This window comes from Staphylococcus sp. HMSC34C02 (assembly GCF_001838705.1).
GTDB lineage: Bacteria > Bacillota > Bacilli > Staphylococcales > Staphylococcaceae > Staphylococcus > Staphylococcus borealis.
In genome coordinates, this window is record NZ_KV838566.1 from 96,640 (window position 1) to 118,215 (window position 21,576).

The window sequence follows — 21,576 nt, forward strand, 5'->3', positions numbered from 1 at the left end:
GCTCCCAGCTTGTATTAAGCGCCTTCTTAGTTCAGTCAGCTACTGTGAATTCACAAAGTAGCACATTATCTTATTACTTATGTCTCAACCTCTTCTATATTCAATCATAAGATACACTTAGTTTTTAGCATAATGTACATTTTTCAATGTAAGTACGATGATAAGTCCTAGTAAGCCAATAAAGGCACTGACAAATGTGACCGCTTCAACATTCGTATTTGATACAACAAGGCCACCGATAATACCACCTATACCAATACCTGCATTCAGACAAGACATATTCCAACTCATCACTTGACTTGTGTCACCTTCAACATGTTCGATGATACCACTTTGTATTGCTGGATTAGTACTCCATTGTACGATATTCCAAATAAAGAGCGCTACGAGTAATAACACCGTTGTTGACAATACTAAATTAATTGCAAGCATAACTACAATAAACACAGTAAACGCAATGATTAACCAACGTTTACTTGTTAATTTATCAGCGAGTACACCACCCATTGATGTACCAACAACGCCGGCAACACCATTAACGAGTAGCGCTAATGATACATAGCCCATGGTATGACCATTTTCCAAAATAAGTGGATTGATAAATACAAATGTCACTGAATTGGCAATTAAAATAAGTAATGTAATCGCAAGAAACTTAACGATTTCAATTGGTCGAACAATATGAGATGTGACTTGATTATCTTCAGAAACGTTATTATACATTCGATTGGCTTGATTAAGTTCTGTCGTTGTAGGAAGATATTTCAACATTAATAAGCCGGCAATAAGACTGATAACAATAATAAACACGAACGTAAAACGCCAGCCAACCCAGTCACCAATCATCGTACCAATTGGCACACCAAAGACATTGGCCCCACTAAATCCAGTATAAACTACGCCAATCATCTTACCTCTATTCTTAGGTATTGTCAGCATAGCTGTTAATGCTAAGACTTTAACGATAATTAAAGATGCTGCAGCTGAAGATAATATTCGTCCAACGACTAGAATCGTAAAGTTAGGTGCAATGGCGATAATACCATTCCCTACGACAAAGGCCACTAAAGTCCATAAAAGAACGGGACGTGCAGGAAATCGATTCGTTAATTTAACCAGTATAGGTCCACATATGGCGAAGGTTAATGCGTAAAGTGTAACCAGTTGCCCGATAATCGCTTCTGAAACACCTAGGTCATCGCTCATTAAATTCATAATTCCAGCGACCATCATTTCAACCATGCCCACAATAAACACACTAATGATAAATGTCGCTATACGCATGACAGACATATTTCTTTCTCCTTTCATGTCATTATTTCTACATAAAAAAACAGTTACGCACTGTTCTTCAAATTTCGTAACTGTTCCATTATATAATATTCAATTATATTTTTCTTCCCCTATGTTTTAAAAGGTTTGTTCATTATTGTTGTATCGATGTTCGATAAGTTCTTGTAGAAAGGCACAAATGGCAAGTAATGCGAGCGCACCATAAATGACGTAACGATTATGTAGCACACCATCAATACCAAAATTCATATTAAAATACGATTCAACTAAGCTTGTTAAAACTCTGAGTATATTAAATAAAACAAGGATAAGTATGATAAACCCAAGCACATTGGAAATGACTTTCATTTCATTTGCTCCTTTGCTTATTGATTTACTTATATACTAAAATTTTTAAATTAAATGCTACTTAGTTTAATCTTAATTTTTCCTTAAATCATCATTATCAGAATAGTTAAATGTTAAAAGGTTGTATAAGATAGACAATGAGGTGGTATTCATGAACGACGACGTACTCATTATTGAAGATGATAAAGATATTAATGCGTTAATGACATTATCTTTAAGTACGAAAGGGATACAACGTATCAAGTCTGTCGATAATATTGAAGATGCAAAATATGAACTATTGAATTTCAGCTTTCAGGTTATATTATTGGATTTAAACTTAAGATCTGAAGACGGTTATCAATTACTTAAATATATTGATTTAAAGGATACTGCCGTTATCGTAGTGACTGCGAAGACAACAAATATCGATGTATATAAAGGATTTGAACATGGGGCTGTCGATTATATTAAAAAGCCATTTGATCCGATGGAGTTGTACTACAGAGTTTCTTTACATTTAAATGATACAGATCAATCGACGTACCATTATAAAGATTTAGCCATCAACTTCAACAGTATGGAAGTATTTGTTAATGACAAACCGATCAACCTGACAAATCGTGAATATAATTTATTAACTTATCTTATTAACAATAAAAACCAAGTACTGACTAAAGATCAGCTCTACGCTAAAGTCTGGGGATATGATACCGGCGTGGATGATAATACTTTAATGGTTCATATTAGAACATTACGGAAGAAGATTGAAGCCACGCCGAATGCACCTAAAATGATTAAAACTGTACGTAGTAAAGGTTACATGTTTAAGGAAGATCGCGATGATCAATAAATTCACATTAAAATTTCTTAAGTATATGACGATATTTGTCCTTCTAAACTTTACTATTACATGTATCTTAGTGATCATACTATTTTTTAAAGTATTGCCCAATATTTACTGGGATATTAATGAAATTGAACCTACATACTTAGAAACGTATGGCATCACTCAAGCACCCAATGATAATCTGAAATCACTTGCTGAAAAGCATCATGTTGACTTATATTTTGTGCGAAAAAATGGCGACATTCTCTATCCTGAGTCAAAGCGTCATACAAACATCAAATCAACACTGTTAAAAAATATCAATAATGCGAATTCAGTTATATCAAAAGAAGGAACCTATCTTGTTTATATTTATAAAGATAACATTGAACAACCTAAAATAACAAATGGTCATGAAATCAAGACGTCACAACTGCTTGATAGTATCGCTACACTTGATTTCAATCGTTACAACTATTCGATTTCAAACAACGAACTTCATTTTGTAAGAAATCCAGGACAAAGAACGATATTGTGGAATGATAATTTTGGCGAAGCATTCAATGATAGTAAAAGCACATATATTTTACTGTTCATCTCATTTATCATCGTTAACATCATCTTAATTGCTTTAACGGCAATGTTAATTTCGAAGCGACTCACAAGACCGTTATCTTTTTATATTGACTGGATTGGTAATTTATCGTTAGGCAAACTGCATCAGCCTACGTCGAAACGAAAGCGATTTAAGAATCGTCGTACTTATCCTGAATTGGATGCTTCTTTGTCACAATTAAATGAACAAATGTTGTCTGATAAGTTTTATCATAACCAAATTTCATATTACAAATCAAAATGGATTAGCCAAATTTCTCATGATTTGAAATCGCCACTAACAACTATTTATGGTTATTCTAAGCTCATCCAGGCCGATAAACAGACGCAATCCTATGTTCAACTTATTTCGGAGAAAGCAACATTTATGAGTGATTTGATTGATAGTTTGAACCAAACGTTTGATATGGAAACAAACCAGACAAAACAAGATAAAGAAGATTTTCCGATTCAATCCACGGTCAATCGAATCACACACATTATCGGTTACGATTCTATAACATGTCACTTTTATTTAGAAGATAACGCCACATTTTATGGTAATAAATTATATTTCGAGCGATTATTAATTAATTTAATCAACAATAGTATTGATCATAATGAAATCAATCCTAACATTCAAATGACTTTTTCTAAAATTGAAAATAAGTTAATGATTGATTACGTTGACGATGGTCAAGGCATACCACATTCAAATATAGATACATTATTTAAACAGTCGTATACATCGAAAGCGCATAAAGCACAACACGGTATTGGTTTATCGATTATTAAAGATGCTGTGAATTATCATCATGGCGCAATCACACTATTACCATCTAAACAAGGCGTTCATTTCCATATACTATTGGTGGATGACTCTTAAATATTATCTAAAAAAGTAAGGGCGTAGGACAACGAATTGAAATAAAATTCTGTCCTACGCCCTTACTTCTCATTTCGTCTATGCTTCTTCATCAGGTGCATTGAGTGCGCTATTGCGTGCAACGAGTTGATGACGAACGTTAAAGAATTGATTATAGCTTAAATAAGTTGCAATTAGGGCTGACATGATTGTCGCTGTTGTGTGAATAAACACGACAAGTAATTGGAATTTAATCGCTTGTAATGGTGGTACACCACCAATAATTAAACCTGTCATCATACCTGGTATCGAAACGAGACCGTATGTTTTAACCGAGTCTATTGTAGGTACGATTGCAAGACGTATACTCTCTCTAATCGATGCTTTAGATGCCAATTTAGGTGTCGCTGCTAATGTAAGCTTAGATTCAATATCGGTAATGTCTTTCACAAAGGCACGGTCTAAGTTTTGATACGCTAAATTAATCGCAATTAATCCATTATTCGCTAACATGCCTCCAATTGGAATGACTTCGTTGGCTTTAAAATCGATAGCCCCTGCCAACACAGTAGCCGTTAAAGGTAACGCTGTTCCAATAAAAATGGCGATAAACGAAATCCAAAAGACATGATGCATTACTGGCGAAGCACGATTAATCGTATTCCATGACGCATTAATAATAATCACTAATACCGCTAACATTAATATCCACGCTTGATCAATTTTGAAAATATAATGCAAGATAAATCCTAATATAATCAACTGTACAACTGCGCGTATGGAAGCTACAACTAAATCTTTAATAATATGTAATCCTTCTTTATATGAAATAAAGATGGGAATTAATAATAATAAAGCAGTTAAACAAAGAGCTGTATTACTCATTCTGATTTAAAGCCTCCTCTTTCGTGATTTCACCATCGCTAATTGTAATTCGTCTATGGAAATGTCTCATACTTTGATCATCACTATGTGTAATCCACAACACGGATACGCCTTCTTTTACCATGTCGAAAATCATATTTTCAATGGTCTGCTTATTTTGTGTATCGAGCGCACTTGTAGATTCATCTAATAATAATATATCTGGACGGTACATGAGTTGACGGGCAATCGTAATCCTCTGACGCTCGCCGCCTGAAAGATGTTCAATTTTAGAATTCAAATCATATTGACCTAAGTTCACTTTCTTTAGTAAATCCATTGCTTTGTCTTTATCAAAGCGGTCTTCTCGCGCTAACGCTGGAAATGACATGTTATCACCAATGGTTTCGCCAAAGAGCTGACTCTGTTGCATTAAATAACTGATCTTCATTCTTAATGTTTCAGGAGGATAATCGTTAAATGGCTTCCCTTTTAAATAGAGTTCCCCATCCGTCGGGCTAATTAAATTATTGATTTGCTTTAAAAATGTACTCTTACCACTACCAGAAGGACCAATAATAGCAACTGCTTCTCCCTCAGCTAATTGAAAGTTAATATTTTTTAGTATCATACGTCTATCCGCTTTATATGATAAATTTTTGACATCTAATAACATCCTTTTACCAACCTCCTCATAATAAACACTGTTATGATTAAAAATAAATTAAAATCAGTCTGGGACATAAATAATATAAACATGCTAATTAGCAAATTCGCAGTAGTTGACTGAACTGAGAAGGCGCTTAAATCAAGCTTTTCTCAGTTCTAGTCATCCTTGCGGGCGGGGCCCCAACAAAGAGAATTTCATCAAGAAATTCTACAAGCTAAACAAGCTGGGAGCGGACGACGAATTCAAAAGAATTCTGTCCCACTCCCATGAGTATTATTTATATCTATAATAACAAAAAAAGAAGTAAGATAAGTGTCTTCAAGTTGACATTTCTTGAAACACTGTATCTTACTTCTAATTTAATGCATCACTTACCAAATCAGCGGAATGATGATAGTAACATACGATATTAAGTTATTAATCATATGTAACGTAATCGTCGTTGCTAAATTCCATCCACTGTAGTGATACGCGATCACAAATCCAATTGCCATAATAAGATATGGACCAATTTCAAATGGAGATGATGCACTTAACACATGTAAACTAGCAAATAACACGACTGAAACAACGTACATTGCGCCGTATGTTAATTTCTTACCAAGTTCATGAATAATTAAATGTCTAAAGAGCAATTCTTCAACAATTGGCGTTACGATAACAATATCTAGGAACAATACGGGCCAAATCCACTTTGTCTTGAAGAGTTCTTCGATTTGTTTATTATTTTCAGTATTACTAAACTGATATTTCTCAGGTAATAATTCTATCAAGTTACCATATATATATTGTGCCAAATACATCGCAATGAGTACAACAACGATTAGTACGATATGTTTTTTCAAATCTTTAAAGCGCTGAATTGCTAATGGGATGAGCGACTTACGATGCATTAAATAAAACAATAGTAATAAGAGGCACTGCCCTAATAAAACAAAGATTTGATTAATTCCCATCACTTGCTTCATCATTGGCGCTTCGGAGGTCTGCCCTGTAATCGCCATAATCATGATCATTGTAACAATCGTTAATATCAACGGCAGTACAATATTAATGATTAAATATCCTGGTATTAGCCAAAAATCACGTTTCACAATTCGTTTCGATGCAAATTCATTTTTGAATGGTGCTTGCTTTGATGCTTCTTGCGCATGTTCATTTTCAAAAGTCATATGTCTCTCCTTATCTTTTTTAACGATGTATGTTTAATCATGCTCAATATTTAAAAGAATCTTTCTATCATTGTAATAATAAATAAGATGAATTGTACAGAGCTATGATACAGATATGATGCTGCTAAATTCTTGCCAGTTCTCAGATATATAATGATCGCCCCTAATGATAATATGAAATAAGGTATGACTTCCATAACGGATATAAAGTCATAAACCTGTACGCCTACTTCAATCACTATGCTCAACACAATGACGACACTAACGTTTAGCCTTTTCCCAAGTTCATGAATCATTAAATGTCGATAAATTAATTCATGGATCAATGGTTGTAACACAACCATAGTAATAAAGGTAAATACAATTGCACTCGGATGATTAAATAAGCCTTCTAAACGAAGTTGCGCCTGTGTAATATCATAACCTATAGGCTTTGGTAGATACTGCGCTACAACATTAATCACATAAAACAGTAGTAGTGCAAATAGTGTCACTGTAATGATTAACGGTATGTAATGACGTTTAGCTATACGATACTGTCTCAATGCGACATCAGCAATATCATATTTATGTAACGCAAAAAATGAAACGATAACGACAAATTGAGCAATGACAAAACTGATACTTAACGTTAAATTATATAAATAAAGTGGCGGTGGATCTTGCGTTATCATTGCATAGATACCTAAAACGCCAAACACAATAATAATAGGTACTAAAATCTGGAGCATGATGTAAATAGGAATCAATAAGAAATCTTTCTTCACTATTTGAGAACTCCCCCATTGATTTGTAGAAACCTCATGCGTGATTGCCTTTTTTCTTTTCTCCATAGGTCACCTCATACATCTTGTAAGTCATACTTTATCATCGAAATACATCTATGTCATATACCATTTGTTAACCTAACATATTAATAATTTTAAAAAATCGTAAATTTCTTCTTATTTTAAATTGTAAAAGATTTACATTGGTGTATGATTTAAATTGTAGAAGGTTTGAAGGGGGAGAAATAATAGTGATTTCTATACTTACAGTAATGCAGTTTATTGTGAACGTAATGATATTTATTGTCATACTTTCAATAATCGGCTTGGTACTTGTGTTGTTATTTAAAGATAAAGGACAAGATCAACACAGTGTCTTACGTAATTATCCTGTTCTAGGACGTGTACGTTACTTCGCAGAGAAGATTGGCCCGGAATTACGCCAATATTTGTTTGCGAATGATACAGAGGGGAAACCATTTTCAAGAATTCAGTACACAAATATCGTTCTAGCCGGTAAATACAATTCTCGAATGTCTAGTTTCGGGACACAACGCGCATATCAAGATGGATTTTACATACGTAACACCATGTTCCCATTACAACGTCATGAATTACAAATTGATAATCACGCTATGATTTCAACATTTGTCTATAAAGTAGATAGCGAGCGATTATTCAAACGTGATGAACATCGTGACCAAACAGACATTGATCCATACTACTTAACGGACGATAATGCCATCGTTCTAGGCGATGATTTGGAACATCCTTATAAAGTAAAACGACTGGTTGGTCAATCAGGCATGAGTTATGGTGCATTAGGTGGTCGTGCAATCACTGCATTATCATAAGGCTTAGCTCGTGCAGGCACGTGGATGAACACCGGTGAAGGTGGCTTGTCAGAATATCACCTTAAAGGTGGCGGCGACCTCATCTTTCAAATTGGGCCTGGTCTATTCGGTGTTCGTGATAAAGATGGTAACTTTAGTGACGAACAATTTCTAAAAACAGCACACCACAAAGAAGTTAAAGCCTTTGAAATTAAACTGGCGCAAGGTGCGAAAACACGTGGCGGTCATATGGAAGGCAATAAAGTTACAGAAGAAATTGCCAAAATTAGAAATATCGAACCGTATAAAACGATCAATTCACCAAACCGCTTCGACTTTATTGACTCACCTGAAGATTTATTACAATTTGTTGATAAACTTCGCCAATTAGGTCAGAAACCTGTAGGCTTTAAAATTGTTGTAAGTAAAGTGGAAGAAATTGAATCACTCGTGCAAACAATGATTAAAATGAACATTTATCCTGACTTTATTACCATTGATGGTGGTGAAGGTGGTACCGGTGCTACGTTCCAAGAATTACAAGATGGTGTCGGTCTTCCATTATTTACCGCGCTTCCAATCGTATCTGGAATGTTAGAACGCCACCAAATCAGAGATAAAATGAAAATCTTTGCCTCAGGAAAGTTAATTACACCAGATAAAGTAGCAATTGTCTTAGGATTAGGTGCTGATTTAGTTAATATCGCTCGCGGTATGATGATTAGTGTTGGCTGTATTATGAGTCAACAATGTCACTTGAACACATGTCCTGTCGGCGTTGCAACGACAGATCCTAAGAAAGAGAAAGCGTTAATTGTCAATGAGAAGCAATATCGTGTGACAAACTATATCACAAGTTTACATGAAGGCTTATTTAACATTGCCGCTGCCGTCGGTGTTCAAAGTCCGAATGACATTACGAGTGATCACATTGTAATTAAACGTTTAGATGGTTCAATTGAAGACATTGTCGATTACAAACTGAAATTAATAAGTTAACTTGTTTACAAATCGAGATGAGAACTAGATAGTGATAATAGTTAGAGACAACATTTAAATACTTAAAGAAGACAATTTCTATATTATTTAATTAGGAATTGTCTTTTTTACATATCCAAGAATTTTATGTCACAGCTTCTTTCTAAGTTATTTTTGAGTTTAGCTAATGCACTATATATAAGTCGTTCAAAATTCTACACCAACCCATCTTAATTCCTACTAATTCAGTTTGATTTCATTTTAAAGTGCTGTATAATAATTAAAAATAAATTATCAGAATATTCTATTAATTGGAGGTAATACTCATGACAGACAATCATCCAAATTGGAAATTTGAAACACAAACAATTCATGCCGGTCAAGTAATCGATGAATTCTCTAAATCGCGTGCTGTCCCTATTTATCAAACATCTAGTTATGTCTTTGATGACACACAACATGCTCAAGACTTATTCTCACTGGCTAAACCAGGTAATATTTATACTCGAATTATGAACCCAACTCAGAATGTCTTTGAAGCTCGTATCACCCAATTAGAGGGTGGTGTCGGTGCATTAGCGACCTCTTCAGGTCAAGCAGCTATCACACTTGCATTACTCAATATTGTGGAATCTGGTTCAGAAATCGTTGCATCATCTAACCTATACGGTGGTTCTTATAATTTATTAAACATTACATTTAAAAAGCTAGGCATTAAAGTTCACTTCGTTGACCCTAGTGATCCTAACAATTTTAATGAAGTAATTAATGATAAAACAAAAGCGATTTATGCCGAAACTATTGGCAACCCAGCCATTGATGTATTAGATATTGAAGCAGTAGCAAAAATTGCTCACGATAATGGTTTACCACTTGTCATTGATAATACATTTGCCTCTCCTTATTTATGTCGTCCATTCGAACACGGTGCTGATGTTGTAATCCATTCAGCTACTAAATTTATTGGTGGTCATGGTACGTCAATAGGAGGCATTATTGTAGATAGTGGTAAATTTAACTGGGATAACGGCAAATTCCCTGGATTAGTCGAACCTGACCTAAGTTATCATGGCATTTCATATACTAATGATGTCGGAGAAGCTGCATATATTACTAAAGCACGTGTTCAATTATTACGTGACTTAGGTTCAGCTGTATCACCTTACAATGTTCATGAATTTTTAATTGGTTTGGAAACACTACATTTACGTATGGAACGTCATTCTGAAAATGCTCTAAAAGTTGCTCAATTTTTAGAGCAACATCCTAAGGTTACTTGGGTTAACTATCCTGGCCTTAAAGATAACAAATATCATAGCTTAGCTAAAAAGTACCTACCTAAAGGACAAGGTGCTATTCTTACATTTGGAGTAGATGGTTCAATTGATGATATTGCTCGCTTCGTTGATAAATTACAACTATTCTCATTACTTGCAAATGTAGGTGACTCTAAATCACTCGTCATTCACCCGACAAGTACAACACATCAACAATTAACCGAAGCGGAACAACGACAATCCGGTGTACTTCCAGAAATGGTTCGCCTATCTATTGGTACTGAAAATGCTGATGATATTATTAACGACTTAAACGATGCACTTAGTATCATTTAAGTCATAAAAATAAGCTGTAACGACCTGAACATTCATCGTCGTTACAGCTTTTTTGATTCATTATTCATCTGTCATATTACTTTTTTGTTTAAAGCCCAGTTTTTTCAATTCTCTTACAGTGCCTTCCATATTGACTTTTTTGTCATTTTTAGACGTTGACATTAAAGAAAAATCATTTTTGACTGCTTTGATATCTGCTTTTTTATAGTTAATATCAATTGTTTCAACCCACTTTTCATGATTATGCTTTAAACTATAAGATACACCTTTTAAATCTTTCAGTTGACGGTGATCTTCAAACATCTTCTTAGCTTCTTTCTTAGACATACCGAAATCATTATATTTCAATGTCGTTACTGTTGATTGTTTAACTACTTTATTCTTTTTATAAGACAATGTAGTTAACACATGCTTACCATCCATGTCACCTTCATATGTCTTAGAACGCTCTTTACTACATGCGCCTAATATACTGACACTTAACACTAATAATATCGTTAACATAAAGCACTTTTTCATCATACTCATCTACTTCCCACTATGTCATTTTCAAATAAATTATAGCATTTACTTTATCTTATTATGTATATCATTACCAGATAATTCGTATTAGAAACACTTTTTTCAGAAAATCAAATGCCGACATGCTACAATATGAGTAAATAATGACGTGAGGAAGTGTGTGCATATGAAAGAATCAATCGAATTATTAAAATCATTGACCGATGTTAACGGCATTGCTGGTTATGAACACAATGTTAAAGCAAAGATGAAATCCTATTTAGAGCCAGTGAGTGATGAAATTGTTGAAGATGGCTTAGGTGGCATCTTTGGTAAAAAAGCGAGCGACAATGGTACAAAGTCACTTATGGTAGCGGGTCACTTAGATGAAATCGGCTTTATTGTAACCAAAATCGATAATAATGGATTTATTAAATTCCAACCGATTGGTGGTTGGTGGAACCAAGTCATGTTATCTCAAAAAGTAACTATCACAACCGATGATGGTACTGAGATTCGTGGTCTTATAGGCTCAAAACCACCACATGTCTTAGATCCTGAAGAACGTAAGAAACCAATCCAAATTAAAGACATGTTTATAGATATTGGTGTGAGAAGTAAAGAAGACGCTGAAAATCACGGTATCGAAGTGGGCAACATGATTACACCATACAGTGAATTTGAGCAACTTGCGAATGGTAAATATTTAACGGCTAAAGCCTTTGACAATCGTTATGGTTGTGCACTTGCTGTCGATGTATTAAAACGTCTCAAAGATGAACATATCGGCATAGATCTATATGCAGGCGCAACCGTACAGGAAGAAGTGGGATTACGCGGTGCTAAAGTAGCTGCCAATAAAATCAAACCTGATCTTGCAATTGCTGTAGATGTTGCAGTGGCCTATGATACACCGGGTATGAATCAACTTGGTAGTGATACGACTTTAGGTAATGGCCCTGTCGTTATTTTAATGGACGCATCAAATGTTGCCCACCAAGGCTTACGCCAACATATTAAAGAAGTAGCGAAGAGACATTACATTACTGTGCAATGGGATACCACTGCTGGTGGCGGTACTGATGCTGGTAGTATCCATGTAGCTAATGAAGGTATTCCTACCATTTCTATCGGTGTAGCGCTACGCTACATGCATTCAAATGTTTCTGTATTACACACAGATGATTATGAAAATTCAGTTCGCCTAGTAACTGAAATCGTTCGTTCACTTAACGATGATGCTTATAATAGAATAAAATGGTAATTTGCGATTGAAAGGGAGCGGGACAGAATTCTTTTGAATTCGTCGTCCCGCTCCCTTTTTTAATAAAATAATGTTTTTCTATTCTACTGAGTGCTTCCAGCTATCATCACTTAGCATTTCTCCAGGCCAAGTATAAGCCATGACACCACCATCAATTCGAACCGTTTCACCTGTAATAAATGAACTATCATCAGATGCTAGGAAAGCCACGAGTTTACCTACTTCTTCAGGTTTACCTAAACGACCAAGTGGAGTGACCCATTTCTGATTATCGCGGAATGTTTTATCCGCTTCATCTTCAGACGTTCCTGCTAAATTATCCACTAATGGTGTCTCAATAGTACCTGGTGCAATGGCATTTGCACGAATATTTTCACGGCCGTATTCAATCGCAATCGATTTAGTAAAGTTAATCACTGCCCCTTTAGCCGCATTGTAACCTGAACGGTATAAGTCTGCAGCTTGACCAGAGAATGATGCCGTATTAATAATTGAACCACCTTGATCCATCATTAATGGTAGTAAGAATTTAGTTACTAAGAATGTCCCACGCATATCCACTGCCATGATTTTGTCGAACACTTCTACAGGATATTCATGAATACGACCTGCACCATTATCCACACCTGCGTTATTAAAGATAATATCTACACGTCCATATGTCGCTTTAGCTTTATCCGCAAAATCTTGAACTTGTTGATCATCTGAAATATCTACTTTATACGCAGTCGCTTTGCCACCATCGTTATTGATTGCTTCAACAGTCTTTTCTAATTCATCTGAAATATCCAGCGCTAATACATGAGCACCTTCATTAGCTAATGCTTTTGCTGATGCTTGCCCTATACCTGTACTTGCACCTGTAATCACTGCAATTTTATTTTCTAAACGTTTCATAAAGGCCTTCACTCCTATTTTTCCAATCTTATTAATGAAACTAAATGTATCTATTCAATATCTATTTTCCACACTTCAAATGCACTCAAACCCTATTCCGAAAATGATACCGCTTACCCTTAAAAACATGATTTAATTCTATATACATAAGCTAATATTATTGTACTTATCTTATACATAACCAATTCTTATATTTAAATTTCTGAAAATTGCTATATTTTAAAAAACATTTTGTTATACTTTGTGTTAACGAACAAAGGGGGCCATTTTATGACCACTAAAACAAATAAAAAAACATCTATCGTTAATAAATTACTTAATGGCGTAGAAAAAGCTGGTAACAAATTACCAGACCCTGCCATGCTCTTTTTCTTAATGTGTATTGGTTTAGCCGTTATTACTTGGATCGTTTCTCTGTTTGATGTATCGGTTAAGCATCCAGGAAATGGAGATACCATACATATAAAGAGTATTCTGAGTACTGAAGGTATCGCCATGATTATGAATGATGCCATTAAGAACTTCTCAGAGTTCCCTGCACTTGGTCTTGTATTAGCTGTAATGATTGGTGTCGGTGCTGCTGAGAAATCAGGTTACTTTGATAAATTAATGATTTCAGTTGTGAATCGCGCATCAAAACGCATTATTGTACCAACTATTATTTTAATTGGTATATTAGGCAGCTTAGCTGGCGATGCAGCAACAGTCATCTTGCCGCCACTTGCTGCAATGATTTTTATTAAGATTGGCTATCATCCCATCGCTGGTCTTGCAATGGCCTATGCGTCATCACTAGGTGGATTTGGTGCCAACTTCTTAATTGGTATGCAGGATGCACTTGTTTATGCATTTACAGAACCTGCAACGAAGATTGTTTCAGATAGTGTCAAGATTAATGTTGCAATGAACTGGTACTTTATTGCAGCGAGTGTGATCTTGGTACTTCCTGTGATTTATTTCACTACAACAAAGGTTGTTATTCCACGTTTAGGCGACTATGATGCGAGTAAAGCAGATTACGATGAAGATGAGGAAACATCATCACATATTACGCCAACAGAGAAAAAAGCGTTGTTCTGGGCAAACATGTCTTTCGTAATACTCATCGTAGCGTTAATCATTTGTTGCTTACCAGAAAGTAGTTGGTTAAGAAACGCAAAAACTGGAAGTCTTATTGATGATTCTCCATTAATTAATGGTGTAGGATTAGTCATCCTCGTTATTTTCTTAATTCCTGGGATTGTTTACGGGATTTTAAGTAAACAAATTCAGAATTCCAAAGATTTAGGTAGCATGATTAGTGACTCACTTGGTTCTATGGGATCATTTATATTAATCGTCTTCTTTGCCGCTCAATTACTCGCCTTTTTACAATGGAGTAATCTAGGGATTATTGTGTCAGTCTATGGCGCTAAATTATTACAACATCAAAATGGGATTGTGCTCATCATCGGCATTATCATATTGAGTAGTTTAATTAACTTAATTATTGGAAGCGCATCTGCTAAATGGGGTATTCTTGCGCCAATCTTTGTACCAATGATGATTCTACTCGGTTATCATCCAGCGTTTACACAAATGATTTATCGTGTCGGTGATTCAATTACAAACCCTATTACACCAATGATGCCTTATATGCCACTGGTGCTATCTTATGCGCAAAAGTATGATAAAAATATGAAACTAGGTTCTCTACTTTCGAGTTTAATGCCATACACCTTCGCATTAGGTATTGTGTGGACCTTATTCGTCATTGCGTGGTACCTTCTTGGCATTCCACTCGGACCAGGTGGCCCTGTCAAAATCCCACACTAATTCGCAATACATCGTGATAATTGAAACGCAAATCTTTGTAAAACAGTCTGGGACATAAATAATATAATAATGCTATTTAGCAAATTCGCAGTAGCTGACTGAACTGAGAAGACGCTTAAATCGAGCTTTTCTCAGTTCTAGTCATCCTTGCGGGGGTGGGACAACGAATTTAAAAGAATTCTGTCCCGCTCCCTTTTTTATATGTAATCCCTTACAAAATTTTTTACTTATTACCAATAATTATGTCACTCTCTCTTTTTCAAAGCGTGATATTACGGTAAAATAAAGGTATAGAAGTGTATTCATTATTAACATTATTTTAGGCATTTAGGAGGACACGATGGAAGAACGAATAGGTTTAGTAGATATTGGATCCAACACAATCAGATTAGTTATTTTCAACTTTAATAAAGCGACAGGCATTAATGAATTGCTCAACATTAAGACCCCTGCACGTCTAAGCCAATATCTCACTAAAGATAATAAGATGAGTAAAGACGGCATAAAAGTACTCATTGACGCACTACACAGTTTCAAATCTGTGTCAGATAAATTCAATGTAACCGAGTTACATCCGATTGCTACAGCAGCAATTCGTCAGTCTAAAAACAATGACGAAATCGTCAAGGAAGTTAAAAAGGAAGTAGGCATCGATATTAAAATCGTACCTGAATCGGACGAAGCCTACTACGGTTACTATGCAATCACACATACGACGGAAATCGAAAATGGTGTATCCGTTGATATCGGCGGTGGTTCGACTGAAGTAACATTATTTAAAGATAAAGAACTTTTTGAATCCCACAGCTTCCCTTTCGGTGTCGTGACACTCAAAAGAAAATTCTTCAATGACAAAGCGCACAATGACAAAGGTGCTATTAAAGATATGGAGAAATTCTTATCACAACAATTTGAATCGTTAGAATGGCTTAAAGATCAAAAGGTTGCGCTTGTGGGTGTTGGTGGTTCCGCTCGAAATGTTGCGCGTATTCATCAAGCCGAGCATTCATATCCTATTGGCGGTGTCCACAACTACACAATGACGAATAAAGATATCGATGAAGTCTTTGATATCATTCGTAAAAACGATCGTGATGATTTAACCAACCTTGATGGTTTAAGTCGTGATCGTGCAGATATTATCCTTCCAGCGGTATCCGTATTCAAAACATTATATAAAATTGTAGACGCAAAGCAGTTTACATTCTCAAGAAACGGTCTACGTGAAGGCTATGTCATGAAACAAGTTCGTGAACGCTACCCTGACGTCTTTGATAAACATAACGTCCGTAAAGAGTCCATCCATTTCTTAGCACGTGAATACAAGATTGAAGATGTTAGTTCACAAGCGCGTCTCAAACTAGCTAAATCGTTATTATCACAACTCATTGATATCGCAGATTTAGATATTAGCGACAATGAGCAACGTCTCTTTGAAGAAGGCGCTTATATATACTATCTTGGTAGTTTCATCGATTCTGATTCAAGTTCTCCACACACGTATTACATCATTGCTAACTCAATGATAAATGGCTATACACATAAGGACCGAGTTAAATTGGCGTTACTTGCCAGCTTTAAAAATAAATCACTATTGAAATTCTATTGCCAAGAAACGGATTGGTTCAGCAATAAGGAAATAGATTCAATCCAAACATTAGGTGGCATTATTAAATTCATTAACGCATTAAACATTTCACAAACAAGCTTTGTTGTCGATGTCGAATTGAAGAAAAAGAAAAAAGGCGACGACGACTATCAACTAACTGTATTTTATACAGAAGGCGAGCCTATTGCCGAAGAATATCAAGCAAATAGACAGAAAAAACATATTGAAAAGATACTTAAAGGAAATGTTTCTATCATCTTTACAAAATCTTAAAACAAGTATGCTATCTTAAAGTTAGGACGTTATGCCTTTTACTTACTAATTGAAAAGAACAACGCATATTTGAGGAAATGACGAGGTGTATTTGGAATGCAAACTCAATTGGGAGAAAATGATATTAGCTTACCGCAATACTATAACAATCGCGAATTAAGTTGGCTTGATTTCAACTATCGCGTACTTCAAGAAGCATATGATAAAAACAACCCGCTACTTGAAAAATTAAACTTTATATCTATTTTTAGTTCAAACTTAGATGAATTCTTCATGGTTCGTGTTGCTGGTTTAAAAGACCAAGTTAAAATGGGATATGATAAGCCTGAAAACAAAGCACAAATGACACCACAAGAACAAGTTGATGCTATCCAAGAAAAAGCTAAAAAATATGTAGATAAGCAATATGAACGCTACAATGAATTAATGACTGAACTTCGAGATTACGAAATTGTGATGTGTGAACCAAACGAATTATCTGAACCAATATTAGATAAATTAGAAAGAGATTTCAAATTAACTATCTTGCCAACCTTAACACCACTCGGCATAGATGCTTACCATCCGTTTCCTAAGCTTAATAATAAAAGTTTAAACATCTTCGTTGATATTGACACTGAAGATGCCATCAATTCAGCTATCGTTCAAATACCATCACTTATTCCAAGATTTCTAACTTACAATGAAGGTGCTAAACAGTATGTTGTGATGGTTGAGGACGTTATTACTTACTTTATCAATTATTTATTTACTGGTTATGAAGTCTTAAATACATTTACTTTCAGAATTACAAGAAATGCTGATTTAACGATTCATGAAGATGGCGCAGAAGACTTACTTATCGAAATTGAACGTTTCCTTAAAGAACGTAAGAGTGGTTCAGCAGTACGTCTAGAAGTTGATGGTCGTACCGCTAATCCAGATGATCTAGATTGGCTTATCGAGACATTAGAAGTGGATCATCAAGATGTTTATTTCCTTAATGGACCACTAGATTTAACATTTATCTTTGGTTTAGTCGATCATTTATCTCATAAATTAAACTATCTCACTTATGAGAAATATTCACCACAAATTCCACGTTCACTAGGAAACAACAATTTATACGAACTTGCATTGAAACGTGACATCTTCTTCCACCATCCGTACGAATCTTTCGAACCGATCGTTGATTTTATCCGTGAAGCGGCAGATGACCCTAATACGATTGCAATTAAACAAACATTGTATCGTGTAAGTAAAGACTCACCTATCATTAAGAGTTTGAAAGAAGCCGCAGAAAAAGGAAAACAAGTAACCGTACTTGTGGAATTGAAAGCACGCTTCGATGAAGAAAACAATGTCCATTGGGCACGTATGTTAGAAGACGCAGGGTGTCACGTGATATACGGTATGACACACCTGAAAACACATAGTAAAATCGCATTAGTAGTTAAGCGTGTCGGTGGCGAATTAACGTCATTCGTTCACTTGGGCACAGGTAACTATAATGACAAAACTGCGAAATTATATACAGATATGGGTATTATCACTACAAATAAACAAATTGCAGAAGATGCAATTAACTTCTTCAATTATTTAAGTGGTTACTCTGTCAAACCAGAATACAATAAATTAATCGTTGCACCGTTTGATATTCGTGACGTCTTTATCGACCGAATCGACAAAGAGATTAGCAGTCACCTTCAACATGGTAACGGTAAAATTATGATGAAAATGAACTCATTAACAGACAAAACAATCATCGAAAAATTATTCGAAGCATCACAAGCCGGTGTGAAGATTCAACTCATTATTCGTGGTATTTGTTGCTTAAAACCTGGTATCCCAGGCATTAGTGAGAACATTGAAGTTGTAAGTATCGTTGGTCGATTATTAGAACATTCTCGTATTTATTACTTCCATAATAATGGCGATGAACGTATCTACTTATCATCAGCTGACGTAATGACACGTAATATGATTAAACGTGTAGAAATCCTATTCCCAGTTGAAGATAAAGAGATTGGTAAACGTTTAGTTGACTTTATGGATTTACAATTATCTGATAACCAAAAAGGACGTTTCCAAGACGAACATGGTCATTACCATTATGTAGAAAATAACTTGTCACCATTAAATTCACAAGTTTATTTAATGCAAGAAGCGATTAAATATGGACAAGAACTTAAAAAACGTTCAGCTCAACCTTCAGGCATGCCCGTCGTATCGAAACGTCGTGCAAATTGGATGAACCGTATTCGTCGTTCATTAAAAAAATAATCTTTGAAATAGCTAAAAAGGCAATGGTCGCACATGACCATTGCCTTTGTTCTATTGTTTACTTCTCTGGATGATCGTACCAATGATTTAAGAAATGATATAGCACATCGCTGTAAGTTTGAAGTTCTGATGCTTCAATCTTCTCATCTACGCTATGTGCTTCTTCTAGACTACCAGGTCCATATAAAATCGTAGGAATACCAAAGTGCGCAGTCCAACCACCATCTGTGACGGTCGTACTCATACCATGTTTTAAGTCTGTGCCATGAACATGATGATGTGCTGATTGTAATTGTTTAAAACCAGGATGATTGAGCGGAATAGTGAAGCTTGGGAAGATTTCACCTTTATCTTCAATCATTGATTCACCGCCCCATTCAAATTGTAATGGGTTCTCACGTAGCCAAATATCCGCTTCAGCTACACGATTCAAATAATCTTCTATCTCTGCGACAACATCTTCATAACGTTCATTTGGTAAATAGTGAACGGTTATCCATAAACGGCACTCATCTGCAATAAAGGCAGGATGGCGTCCACCTTCAATGACTGCTGGATTAATCGTATTGGCACCAGGTGGCATACCAGGACTATGTTTCATCACTGCCCAATGTTGTTCTAAGTCATTTAGAGCGTGTATAATCTTTGTCATTTTCTCAATGGCACTCGCACCAAATAACCCACCACCTGCATGAATGGTTTGACTACGTGCACCATCATGAATGGTATTCTTACTCTTCACAGTAATCCAACCCGTAATGACACCACCTTGACCAAGTGCCATATTCTCGCTTGTATCAAGCACGAGTGCTAAGTCTGCTTGAGGACCAATTTCACAGGCACGCTTTGTACCTGCTTCGCCAACTTCTTCGCCTACAACAGACTGTACAATGATATCGCCTTTCGGTTGGCGTCCTTCTTGATGTAACTGTTCAAGTACATAGAATAACGATGCCATACCACCTTTCATATCACTGACACCACGTCCATATAACCAGCCCTCATTTTCAGTTAATTGAAAAGGCGGATACTGCCAGTTCGAATCATCATCGACTGACGCTACATCAACATGTCCATTTAATATGAGTTTCGGTGCTTCAGGGTCCTCACCCTTTAACGTTGCGACAATAATACTATCATTCTTATACAGTTGTTCTCGTTGAATGCTAAAGCCATAACGTGTTAATAATGTTTCTATCTCATCTTGTAATGGGTCGGTATTACGTCCCGGTGGACTCTCCGTATTGTAACTAACTAGCAATTCCAACAAGTTATAAAGACGTTCCTCCATCTTCGTCACTCCTTTAAATCATAATCCCCCACTACGTCCTTCATTACCAGTGTATCACGATAAAGATTACAAAAAAGGTGTTTCTTGTCAAATGACAAGAAACACCTATGACTATTATACCGGTCTCACAGTTACTTCGTTTACATTGACATGTGCTGGTTGCGTTAGTGCATAAACAATCGCATCTGCTATGTTTTCAGGATCTAGTTTCTTACGACCACCAAAGTCACTATGTTCTGTCATTGGTGTATCCACCATACCTGGTAAGATGCTTGTCGTTTTAATACCTGTTTTAGCTAATTCCTTTTCTAAGCCATTAAAAATCATCAGTACGGCAGATTTCGTTGCACTATATAAGGCACTGGCTTTAGAAACTTCATTCGCAGATATTGAAGCTAAATTCACAACATGTCCTGATCCTTGTGCCTCGAATTTAGGTAATATCGCATTCAGACTATATAGAAGGCCTTTAATATTTGTATCTACCATTGCATCCCATGCATCAACTTGATAGTCTGTGATTTTAGAAGAGCGCATAAGGCCTGCACAGTTAACAAAGATATCGACCTGTCCAAATGTATCGATGGCTTGCGCGACTAATGCATCAACGTCTGTTTGAATGGTTACATCTGTAGGTACAATGTGTACGGCCTCTTCATTTAATGTTTGTGCGACTTGGTTTAATTTATCTTCACTGCGTCCTGCTAATACGACTTTAACACCTTGTGTCGCAAGTGCTTTCGCTGTTGCTGCACCAATACCGCTACTTGCGCCAGTAATAATTGCTACACGTCCATTTAATTCTGTCATTTTACTTCATCCTTTACTATAGATTCATTGAATACATTACCTTATTTCA

17 protein-coding genes and 1 pseudogene are annotated in these 21,576 nt (G+C 35.7%); 8 read left to right on the forward strand and 10 right to left on the reverse strand.

Annotated features, from left to right (window positions below; translation table 11 throughout):
- Nucleotides 1–117 precede the first annotated feature (117 nt).
- Together HMPREF3239_RS03270 and HMPREF3239_RS03275 are read right to left on the reverse strand one after the other, a co-directional pair.
- On the reverse strand, nucleotides 118–1,293 hold the full coding sequence (locus HMPREF3239_RS03270) for an MFS transporter (RefSeq protein ID WP_053028747.1): 1,176 nt from the start codon (nucleotides 1,291–1,293) through the stop codon (nucleotides 118–120).
- 117 nt (nucleotides 1,294–1,410) lie between these two features.
- Complete coding sequence (locus tag HMPREF3239_RS03275) at nucleotides 1,411–1,641, reverse strand: hypothetical protein (protein ID WP_070854696.1); 231 nt, start codon at nucleotides 1,639–1,641, stop codon at nucleotides 1,411–1,413.
- Between the two features lie 151 nt (nucleotides 1,642–1,792).
- On the opposite strand from HMPREF3239_RS03275, the gene HMPREF3239_RS03280 reads away from it, so the two are divergent.
- Together HMPREF3239_RS03280 and HMPREF3239_RS03285 are read left to right on the forward strand one after the other, a co-directional pair.
- The gene (locus HMPREF3239_RS03280) at nucleotides 1,793–2,473 is read left to right on the forward strand and encodes a response regulator transcription factor (RefSeq protein WP_070854697.1); all 681 of its coding nucleotides are present in this window, start codon (nucleotides 1,793–1,795) and stop codon (nucleotides 2,471–2,473) included.
- Nucleotides 2,463–3,929: a sensor histidine kinase gene (locus HMPREF3239_RS03285; protein WP_070854698.1), complete on the forward strand. Its 1,467-nt coding sequence runs from the start codon at nucleotides 2,463–2,465 to the stop codon at nucleotides 3,927–3,929. The genes HMPREF3239_RS03280 and HMPREF3239_RS03285 overlap by 11 nt, the downstream gene beginning before the upstream one ends.
- A 78-nt stretch (nucleotides 3,930–4,007) precedes the next feature.
- On the opposite strand, the gene fetB is transcribed toward HMPREF3239_RS03285, so the two are convergent.
- From fetB to lnsB, 4 genes are all read right to left on the reverse strand, one after another.
- Entirely contained in the window at nucleotides 4,008–4,793 is a 786-nt protein-coding gene (gene fetB, locus HMPREF3239_RS03290; RefSeq protein WP_070854699.1) for an ABC transporter permease, read from the reverse strand.
- On the reverse strand, nucleotides 4,786–5,448 hold the full coding sequence (locus HMPREF3239_RS03295) for an ABC transporter ATP-binding protein (protein ID WP_070854700.1): 663 nt from the start codon (nucleotides 5,446–5,448) through the stop codon (nucleotides 4,786–4,788). Before HMPREF3239_RS03295 ends, fetB begins: the two co-directional genes overlap by 8 nt.
- Before the next feature lie 365 nt (nucleotides 5,449–5,813).
- Complete coding sequence (locus HMPREF3239_RS03300; RefSeq protein ID WP_070854701.1) at nucleotides 5,814–6,614, reverse strand: CPBP family intramembrane glutamic endopeptidase; 801 nt, start codon at nucleotides 6,612–6,614, stop codon at nucleotides 5,814–5,816.
- A gap of 50 nt (nucleotides 6,615–6,664) precedes the next feature.
- Complete coding sequence (gene lnsB / locus HMPREF3239_RS03305; protein WP_070854702.1) at nucleotides 6,665–7,447, reverse strand: CPBP family lipoprotein N-acylation protein LnsB; 783 nt, start codon at nucleotides 7,445–7,447, stop codon at nucleotides 6,665–6,667.
- A 188-nt stretch (nucleotides 7,448–7,635) separates the two neighbouring features.
- On the opposite strand from lnsB, the pseudogene HMPREF3239_RS03310 reads away from it, so the two are divergent.
- A pseudogene (locus HMPREF3239_RS03310) lies at nucleotides 7,636–9,213 on the forward strand (FMN-binding glutamate synthase family protein).
- A gap of 305 nt (nucleotides 9,214–9,518) precedes the next feature.
- Nucleotides 9,519–10,805, forward strand: a complete 1,287-nt coding sequence (locus tag HMPREF3239_RS03315) for an O-acetylhomoserine aminocarboxypropyltransferase/cysteine synthase family protein (protein ID WP_070854703.1) — start codon at nucleotides 9,519–9,521, stop codon at nucleotides 10,803–10,805.
- Between the two features lie 60 nt (nucleotides 10,806–10,865).
- Here HMPREF3239_RS03315 and HMPREF3239_RS03320 read toward each other — a convergent pair whose 3' ends face one another.
- Nucleotides 10,866–11,333 (reverse strand): YehR family lipoprotein, encoded by a 468-nt coding sequence (locus HMPREF3239_RS03320; RefSeq protein ID WP_256323733.1) that lies wholly within the window; start codon nucleotides 11,331–11,333, stop codon nucleotides 10,866–10,868.
- A gap of 160 nt (nucleotides 11,334–11,493) precedes the next feature.
- On the opposite strand from HMPREF3239_RS03320, the gene HMPREF3239_RS03325 reads away from it, so the two are divergent.
- Nucleotides 11,494–12,570 carry a M42 family metallopeptidase gene (locus tag HMPREF3239_RS03325; protein ID WP_053028757.1) on the forward strand — a complete coding sequence of 359 codons (1,077 nt, stop codon included), beginning with the start codon at nucleotides 11,494–11,496 and terminating at the stop codon, nucleotides 12,568–12,570.
- Nucleotides 12,571–12,648: 78 nt separating this feature from the next.
- On the opposite strand, the gene HMPREF3239_RS03330 is transcribed toward HMPREF3239_RS03325, so the two are convergent.
- Nucleotides 12,649–13,467, reverse strand: a complete 819-nt coding sequence (locus HMPREF3239_RS03330) for an SDR family oxidoreductase (RefSeq protein WP_070854705.1) — start codon at nucleotides 13,465–13,467, stop codon at nucleotides 12,649–12,651.
- 270 nt (nucleotides 13,468–13,737) lie between these two features.
- Between HMPREF3239_RS03330 and HMPREF3239_RS03335 the strand changes: the two genes are divergently transcribed.
- The 3 genes from HMPREF3239_RS03335 to HMPREF3239_RS03345 all read left to right on the forward strand — a co-directional run bounded on the left by HMPREF3239_RS03335 (nucleotide 13,738) and on the right by HMPREF3239_RS03345 (nucleotide 19,426).
- Nucleotides 13,738–15,282 (forward strand): AbgT family transporter, encoded by a 1,545-nt coding sequence (locus HMPREF3239_RS03335; RefSeq protein WP_070854706.1) that lies wholly within the window; start codon nucleotides 13,738–13,740, stop codon nucleotides 15,280–15,282.
- 340 nt (nucleotides 15,283–15,622) lie between these two features.
- Nucleotides 15,623–17,164: an exopolyphosphatase gene (ppx, locus tag HMPREF3239_RS03340; RefSeq protein WP_070854707.1), complete on the forward strand. Its 1,542-nt coding sequence runs from the start codon at nucleotides 15,623–15,625 to the stop codon at nucleotides 17,162–17,164.
- A gap of 96 nt (nucleotides 17,165–17,260) precedes the next feature.
- Entirely contained in the window at nucleotides 17,261–19,426 is a 2,166-nt protein-coding gene (locus HMPREF3239_RS03345) for an RNA degradosome polyphosphate kinase (RefSeq protein WP_053028761.1), read from the forward strand.
- Nucleotides 19,427–19,484: 58 nt separating this feature from the next.
- Here HMPREF3239_RS03345 and HMPREF3239_RS03350 read toward each other — a convergent pair whose 3' ends face one another.
- Together HMPREF3239_RS03350 and HMPREF3239_RS03355 are read right to left on the reverse strand one after the other, a co-directional pair.
- Nucleotides 19,485–20,717 (reverse strand): acetylornithine deacetylase, encoded by a 1,233-nt coding sequence (locus HMPREF3239_RS03350; RefSeq protein WP_070854708.1) that lies wholly within the window; start codon nucleotides 20,715–20,717, stop codon nucleotides 19,485–19,487.
- Nucleotides 20,718–20,831: 114 nt separating this feature from the next.
- Entirely contained in the window at nucleotides 20,832–21,527 is a 696-nt protein-coding gene (locus tag HMPREF3239_RS03355; protein WP_070854709.1) for an SDR family oxidoreductase, read from the reverse strand.
- Nucleotides 21,528–21,576: the final 49 nt, after the last annotated feature.

Excerpts from the sequence above, each read along its gene's own strand:
- HMPREF3239_RS03335 (WP_070854706.1), top strand. The coding sequence starts at position 13,738 with ATGACCACTAAAACAAATAAAAAAACATCTATCGTTAATAAATTACTT.
- HMPREF3239_RS03350 (WP_070854708.1), bottom strand. The coding sequence starts at position 20,717 with ATGGAGGAACGTCTTTATAACTTGTTGGAATTGCTAGTTAGTTACAAT.
- HMPREF3239_RS03300 (WP_070854701.1), bottom strand. The coding sequence starts at position 6,614 with ATGACTTTTGAAAATGAACATGCGCAAGAAGCATCAAAGCAAGCACCA.
- HMPREF3239_RS03345 (WP_053028761.1), top strand. The coding sequence starts at position 17,261 with ATGCAAACTCAATTGGGAGAAAATGATATTAGCTTACCGCAATACTAT.
- HMPREF3239_RS03320 (WP_256323733.1), bottom strand. The coding sequence starts at position 11,333 with ATGAGTATGATGAAAAAGTGCTTTATGTTAACGATATTATTAGTGTTA.
- HMPREF3239_RS03325 (WP_053028757.1), top strand. The coding sequence starts at position 11,494 with ATGAAAGAATCAATCGAATTATTAAAATCATTGACCGATGTTAACGGC.
- HMPREF3239_RS03285 (WP_070854698.1), top strand. The coding sequence starts at position 2,463 with ATGATCAATAAATTCACATTAAAATTTCTTAAGTATATGACGATATTT.
- HMPREF3239_RS03315 (WP_070854703.1), top strand. The coding sequence starts at position 9,519 with ATGACAGACAATCATCCAAATTGGAAATTTGAAACACAAACAATTCAT.
- fetB (WP_070854699.1), bottom strand. The coding sequence starts at position 4,793 with ATGAGTAATACAGCTCTTTGTTTAACTGCTTTATTATTATTAATTCCC.
- HMPREF3239_RS03295 (WP_070854700.1), bottom strand. The coding sequence starts at position 5,448 with ATGTTATTAGATGTCAAAAATTTATCATATAAAGCGGATAGACGTATG.
- ppx (WP_070854707.1), top strand. The coding sequence starts at position 15,623 with ATGGAAGAACGAATAGGTTTAGTAGATATTGGATCCAACACAATCAGA.
- HMPREF3239_RS03280 (WP_070854697.1), top strand. The coding sequence starts at position 1,793 with ATGAACGACGACGTACTCATTATTGAAGATGATAAAGATATTAATGCG.
- HMPREF3239_RS03275 (WP_070854696.1), bottom strand. The coding sequence starts at position 1,641 with ATGAAAGTCATTTCCAATGTGCTTGGGTTTATCATACTTATCCTTGTT.
- HMPREF3239_RS03330 (WP_070854705.1), bottom strand. The coding sequence starts at position 13,467 with ATGAAACGTTTAGAAAATAAAATTGCAGTGATTACAGGTGCAAGTACA.
- lnsB (WP_070854702.1), bottom strand. The coding sequence starts at position 7,447 with ATGGAGAAAAGAAAAAAGGCAATCACGCATGAGGTTTCTACAAATCAA.
- HMPREF3239_RS03355 (WP_070854709.1), bottom strand. The coding sequence starts at position 21,527 with ATGACAGAATTAAATGGACGTGTAGCAATTATTACTGGCGCAAGTAGC.
- HMPREF3239_RS03270 (WP_053028747.1), bottom strand. The coding sequence starts at position 1,293 with ATGTCTGTCATGCGTATAGCGACATTTATCATTAGTGTGTTTATTGTG.